Genomic DNA, 6,246 nt, shown 5'->3' with positions numbered 1-6,246 from the left:
CTGCATGCGGGTCGACGCCGGGAGGAAGGAAATCGGTGAGGCACTCGCAGAGGCGTCCAAGTGCAGCGCTGACCTCGGCGAAGACATCTGCGTTTCCAGCGACCGACTGACTTATCTCGACGTCGGGCAGGTCGAAATCGGGGAGTTCAACATCATCGACACTCTTCTTGGCTCGCTGCAGGCTCGTTTGCTCTTTGGCCCAGCCAGACTGCTCCTTGACGGCCTCGGTCTTAAAGAGGTCGGTGAGTTGGCGTACCTGCTCGGCGAGCTCGGCCTCCCGAGCGGCCTCTGATTCCAGCTTCTGGACACGGCGTCGGGCGGCGATCAGTTTGCGGGCGTTGGCCTGCAGGTCGCCGATGCCCAAGTTGATCGACTCGTTGACTTCCTTGAGATCGAGTGACGCATCGACAAGGGTCATACGACCGACCGGCTCCCGGGAGTACTCGAGAATCTCCCCTTGGGAAAACGCCGCGATCGGACAAAGGGTTGCAGGGTCGACATCAACTTCGGCCCAATCGGTTCCAGTCTGCTGAAGCACTCGTGCAGTGGGCGATCCACCGGTGTTGAAGGTGCGTTCGATCTGGTACCGCTTGCCGTCACCCGTCACGTGCAGTACGACCATGCTGTTGTTCATAAGCGCCTTGGCCATGCGCGAGTCGATCTCGCGGCGAATGTTGGGGAAGGCCTCGGCGTCCACTTGCTGGTTCAGCGCGAATCGTGCCGCCTCCAGAATCAGTGATTTTCCCGCGCCTGTCCCGCCCAGCAGACAGTTCAAATCCGGAGAGAGTTCGATCCGTTGTCCGCCAAGGAACCCGCCAATAAACTCGATGTCTTCGATACATGTGTACGAGACTTGCGCGGGCGGCTCTTCCAGCGAGATGCGCAATGCCGGGTCAGCCAATGCATGGCGGATGCCGACCAGGTCGGGGCGACTGGCTTTGATCCATGTGCGACGCGCACCGATGCCGGACAGAGCATGACAACTCTGGTCCTTGTTCCATGTGTCCGATCCGCGGACGAAGGCCAGGTTCCGCTTGTCCGCGAGGCTGTTTCGCACGTCTTCGATCGTGTCGAGGTGGACTACCTCGACTGCGCTGATGGCGGCGTCGAGCAGTACCTCCTTGACGTGAGCCTTGACGGTGAGCCGCAGCAGGCCCTTGTCTTTTTCAATATGAGCTGGAATGGCCACTCCGCCGGAGGCGGCCACCTTCGCCGCCGCGTGAGAAAAGCCGACATCGGCCGCGATGTCCAGCTTGCCTCGGTCGGCCTGGCCGATATTGAGCTTGACGAGCACTTCCTCGATAAGGCTCGGGTCCGTTCCCTCCTCCCATATAGCGAGGAGATGGCCTTCGGTGGTGCTGATTTCGACGCCGGGTAGAACGACCAACGGCGTGCCATTGGCAGCGTCGGCGACATCTTGGCACCACGACACCGTGTTGTGATCCGTGATGGCGATGGCGTCGAGCTTGGCAGCGATGGCGGCAGCGACGATGTCCTCCGGCGCTCCGTAGTTTTCGTCTTTTGCGTCCTGCGAACCGGGTGTGTGGACGTGGAAGTCAACGGCCCAGAAGCGCGCCCAACTAGTCATCGTTCGAGCTTCTCCTTCCCATCTCGGACCACGTACCGGCGCGCCTAACGGCATACACCAACGTCGGGTGGGCCCACCCTGACCGTGCCAGCCAGCGCCCTACGGTCGGGCAAAGGGATTTATCACCCAAAGAGGTGCGAGGTTGTGGTCTGCAACCATCACGCCAACACGGCAAATTGTAGGTTGTGAAGCTCCCCTGCTCGGGCGACGCGCGTCGACGAAATTCAGCACTCCGCGGATGGATGGGCCGGCTGCCCGCGGAATGAACGGAACCGCCATCTGTAATGGGACGAGGCTACTCGTAAATGTGCTGAAAATGGTGGCGGCTGCCAGCATCTCACCGCCAACTAAATTGAGACCGGACACTCGCGGTCGTCAGCGACGCTTGTTGGCTGGCCGCCCATCTCAACTCCGAGGCCGGGGTAATGCGCCTGCCGAGCCCCGTCATCACGCACACTATGACCCGTGGCCGAATACGACTACATCATCGTGGGTGCGGGCAGCGCGGGCTGTCTGCTCGCCAACCGGCTCAGCGCCAACCCTGATCACCGCGTCCTGCTGGTCGAGGCCGGGGGCAAAGACAACTGGTTCTGGATCAAGGTGCCGGTCGGCTACCTGTACACGATCGCCAACCCCCGCACCGACTGGTGCTTCACGACCGAACCCGACCCAGGCTTGGCCGACCGCAGCATCATCTACGCGCGGGGTCGTGTGATCGGCGGCTGCTCATCGATCAACGCCATGATCCACATGCGGGGGCAGGCAAGCGATTACGAGCTGTGGGCACAAGCCACCGGCGACGAGCGATGGCTCTGGGGCGGTCCAGGCCGTCCCGGCGAGACACTGGCGATCTACAAGGAGTTGGAGAACTACTTCGGCGGAGCCGACGAGTGGCACGGTGACGCCGGCGAGATCCGGGTCGAGCGGCCGCGTGTGCGCTGGAAGATTCTCGACGCCTGGCAGGCCGCCGCTGCCGAGCTGGGCATCGAGCCGATCGAGGAGTTCAATCGCGGAGACAACTCCGGTAGCGCGTACTTTCACGTCAATCAACGACGCGGCAGGCGCTGGTCGATGGCCGACGCCTTCCTGCACCCCGTCGCCCACCGACCCAATCTCACCGTCTACACAAACACCCAAGCTCTACGGCTGCTGATGGACGAGCAGGTCCACGAGGATCAGCGTCGCGGCGCCTGGACCACGGCCCGGCACCGCGTCACCGGCGTGCATCTGCTCAAGGACGGCCAACTCATCGACGTTCACGCCCGCCGTGAGGTGATCCTGAGCGCCGGTGCCATCGGCTCCCCTCATCTGATGCAGGTTTCGGGCCTGGGCCCAGCCGGGCTGCTCACTCAGCATCAAGTGCCCGTGGCCGTCGACCTGCCCGGAGTCGGTGAAAATCTCCAGGACCATCTACAGCTCCGAATGGTCTTCCGCATCCGCGGTGCCCGGACCGTCAACACGCTGTATCGGAACTGGATCACCCGCGTGGGCATGGGAATTCAGTACCTGCTGCTGAGATCGGGGCCCTTGACCATGCCGCCGTCCACGCTGGGAGCCTTCGCGAAAAGCGACCCCGCGCTGGCCAGCCCCGATCTGGAGTGGCACGTGCAGCCTCTGTCCCTGCCGAAGTTCGGCGACCCTCTGCACCCGTTCGCCGCCATCACTCCCTCGGTCTGCAATCTGCGCCCCAGCTCGCGTGGACATGTGCGGATGGCCGATCCGGATCCGCTGGCGAAGCCGAAGGTCTCGTGCAACTACCTGTCCACTGACGCCGACCGTGAGATCGCGGTGCGAGGACTCCGGATGACTCGACAGATCATGGCGGCGCCGGCGCTTGCCCGCTATTGCCCTGAAGAGATGCTTCCCGGTCAGCAGGCGGTGAGCGACGAAGACCTGCTGAAGGCGGCCAGCGAACTGGGAACCACCATCTTCCACCCCGTGGGCACCTGCCAGATGGGAGCGTTCGACCCACGCGGCCTGCCGCACTCGGCAACCACGGTTCTGGACACTGACTTTCGCGTGTTTCGTGTCGCCGGCCTTCGCGTGGTTGACGCTTCGGCAATGCCCACCATCACTTCTGGGAACACCAACGCGCCGGTCATGCTCATCGCGGAGCGTGCTGCGCGGGCGATCCTGAAGTGAGTCGACCCGGTCAGGCGAAGTAATGCCCCGCGTTCAGGTCTTCGAGCAGGCTCGGTTGCTCGGGCGTCCATCCGAGCAGTTCCCGGGTGATCGTGCTCGACGTCGGATTGTCCAGCGAGGCAATCAATCCGATGAAGGCGAGCTGTTCCAACGCTTCCTCCGCGGTGACGCTGACGGCTGGTACGTCCAGCTGCTTGCCGATGGCTTCGGCGATATCCCGGAACGGAATACCCTCCTCGGCGGCCCCGTGCAATCGGGACCCGGCCGGTGCGGACTCAACGGCCAATCGGTACAACCGTGCGGCGTCGACGTTGTGGACGGCGGGCCAGCGGTTGGTTCCAACGCCAATGTAGATGGCCTGCCCCGTCTTTCGTGCATTCTCGATGAGCGTCGGGATGAACCCGTGACGGTCGGTGGGCCCGTGGACCGTCGGCGCCAGCCGAATGATCGACGCGCGCACGCCCTGGTCAACCAATTCAAGGCTGGCCTTCTCCGACGGTACGCGGGGTGCTCCCGCGGGCGGCACGGTCTCCTCGGTTGCCAACGCGCTCGACGAACCGGAGGCCAGCACTGCGGTGCCGGACGTATTGACGAAGGGCTTACCCGAGCCGGCCAGCGCCGTCCCGATTGCCTTCACCGCCCGAACATCGGCTTCGACGGCGCTGCCGTAGTCGTCGAAGTCATGCTTGAACGCCAGGTGAATCACTCCGTCGGACTCCCCCGCCGCGTTCGCCAGCACGTCGAGATCGTCGAGTGTGCCGCGAACGGGCCGGGCTCCCGCCTGCTCCACCGCCACTGCCCCCGAGTCGGAACGGACCAGACCCGAGACCTGATGACCGTGGTCGAGAAGCTCGCGCACCACCAATGAACCGATGTGGCCCGACGCGCCGGTGACGAATACTCGCATTTGCTTTCCTTCCACCAAGATGACAGTGACTGACATCAGATTTATACGTCATGTCAGCGCCTGTCATCCCCGTACTATTCCCTCATGGGTCGATGGGAGCCGGACGCGAAAGGCCGCCTCGAGCGCGCAGCGCTCGAGCTCTACGGCGAACGCGGTTTCGACGAGACCACCGTCGCGGACATCGCCGAACGGGCAGGCGTCACCGAGCGCACCTATTTCCGGCACTTTTCCGACAAGCGCGAAGTGCTCTTCCGCGGTGACGAATTGGCCCGAAACGTCGCCGACGCGCTGCGGGCGGCACCCGGCGACCTGTCCCCTCTTGATGCCGTCGCCGTGGCATTCGAATCGACCGCCGAGTTCTTCGAGGGTCGGCGATCGCAGTCGCGAAAGCGCCAGGACGTCATCGATGCCCATCCAGCACTGCGCGAACGGGAACTCATCAAACTCGCGAAGATGGTCGAGTTGATCGGGCAGGCACTACGCGATCGAGGAGTCCCGGACCCAGCGGCCGGCCTTGCCGCAGAGGCGGGAACCTCAGTGTTCAAGGTCGCCTTCGCCCGCTGGCTCGATGATTCCGCCGAACGCAGCATCGCAGTGCACATTCAGGAGACGCTGGCGGAACTCAAGTCGGTCGCCGGGAACTGAACACGGCCCGAGCGGCGCATCCGAGCCCGGAATAAACACCGCGCCCCTCGACTTGGCTCAAGAGTCGCCCTTTGCCCGAACAGGAGCATTCATGACTCGTCCCATACGCGTCGCCGTGCAGATCCAGCCCGGCGGCACACCCGATTACCGTACGTGGCGCGACGCCGTGCTGGCCGCCGACGACCTCGGCGTCGACGTGATCTTCGGCTACGACCACTTTCACCGCCCGGCGATGGAGGGCATCGTCGACGGCAAGCCCGTCCTGACAGACGAGCAACCCGACGTCGCCAACTTCGAGGGCTGGACCGCGCTCGCGTCGTGGGGTGAAATCACCTCACATGCCGAGATCGGGCTCCTCGTTACTGGTGTCGGCTACCGCAACCCCGACCTTCTCGCCGACATGGCGCGCACCGTCGATCACATCAGCGGCGGCCGGCTCATCCTGGGCCTCGGCGCGGGGTGGTACGAAAAGGACTACACCACATACGGTTACGATTTCGGCACCTTCGGTTCCCGTTTCGATCTTTTCGACGAGAGCCTGATCCGCATCGAGAACCGGCTCGCGGCTCTGATTCCGCAGCCCGTGCGCAAGATCCCGATTCTCATCGGCGGTACGGGACCAAAGCGCTCGCTGCCCGCTGTGGCAAGGCATGCCGACATCTGGCACGCGTTCCAGGACCTCGACGCGTTCCGCAGATCCAGTGACCGCGTCGACGAACTGGCAGCCACATTCGGTCGCGATGGCGCCGATATCGAGCGCTCGACGCTGTGGGAGGGGGCCGATAGCGCCGACGCCTTCCGCGAGGTCGGCGTCACGCTGTTCCAGACCGAACTCACCGCCGACAACGGTTATGACCTCACGCCTCTCAAGCAGGTGGTCACATGGCGGGACAACGGATGACGCTGCCTGAGGCTGGAGTTCAACCGGATTCCGCCTTGGCCCACAGCTCGTAATCTTTGCGGG

At 63.8% G+C, this 6,246-nt stretch carries 5 protein-coding genes; 3 read left to right on the top strand and 2 right to left on the bottom strand.

All coding sequences use genetic code 11. The annotated features are described in order from the left end of the window. A partial coding sequence (locus A5698_RS03160; protein ID WP_156670593.1) for an AAA family ATPase occupies positions 1-1,588 on the bottom strand: 1,588 nt, incomplete at its 3' end. 465 nt (positions 1,589-2,053) lie between these two features. On the opposite strand from A5698_RS03160, the gene A5698_RS03155 reads away from it, so the two are divergent. After that, a complete protein-coding gene (locus A5698_RS03155) occupies positions 2,054-3,730 on the top strand; it encodes a GMC family oxidoreductase (RefSeq protein WP_067081088.1) in 1,677 nt (558 codons plus the stop codon). 10 nt (positions 3,731-3,740) lie between these two features. Here the strand turns inward: A5698_RS03155 and A5698_RS03150 are convergent, their stop codons facing one another. Continuing rightward, the gene (locus A5698_RS03150; protein ID WP_067081090.1) at positions 3,741-4,637 is read right to left on the bottom strand and encodes an SDR family oxidoreductase; all 897 of its coding nucleotides are present in this window, start codon (positions 4,635-4,637) and stop codon (positions 3,741-3,743) included. 84 nt (positions 4,638-4,721) lie between these two features. On the opposite strand from A5698_RS03150, the gene A5698_RS03145 reads away from it, so the two are divergent. Then, positions 4,722-5,282 carry a TetR/AcrR family transcriptional regulator gene (locus A5698_RS03145; protein WP_067081093.1) on the top strand — a complete coding sequence of 187 codons (561 nt, stop codon included), beginning with the start codon at positions 4,722-4,724 and terminating at the stop codon, positions 5,280-5,282. A gap of 91 nt (positions 5,283-5,373) precedes the next feature. After that, positions 5,374-6,183, top strand: a complete 810-nt coding sequence (locus A5698_RS03140) for an LLM class F420-dependent oxidoreductase (RefSeq protein WP_067081096.1) — start codon at positions 5,374-5,376, stop codon at positions 6,181-6,183. The last annotated feature ends 63 nt before the right edge of the window (positions 6,184-6,246 follow it).

This window comes from Mycobacterium sp. E136 (genome assembly GCF_001666865.1).
In the GTDB taxonomy this organism is placed as follows: Bacteria; Actinomycetota; Actinomycetes; order Mycobacteriales; family Mycobacteriaceae; genus Mycobacterium.
Note: the sequence above shows the minus strand (reverse complement) of the source record. Positions and strands in the feature narration are given on the sequence as shown.

Coding starts and splice junctions, on each gene's coding strand:
- A5698_RS03140 (WP_067081096.1), top strand. CDS start 5,374: ATGACTCGTCCCATACGCGTCGCCGTGCAGATCCAGCCCGGCGGCACA.
- A5698_RS03150 (WP_067081090.1), bottom strand. CDS start 4,637: ATGCGAGTATTCGTCACCGGCGCGTCGGGCCACATCGGTTCATTGGTG.
- A5698_RS03145 (WP_067081093.1), top strand. CDS start 4,722: ATGGGTCGATGGGAGCCGGACGCGAAAGGCCGCCTCGAGCGCGCAGCG.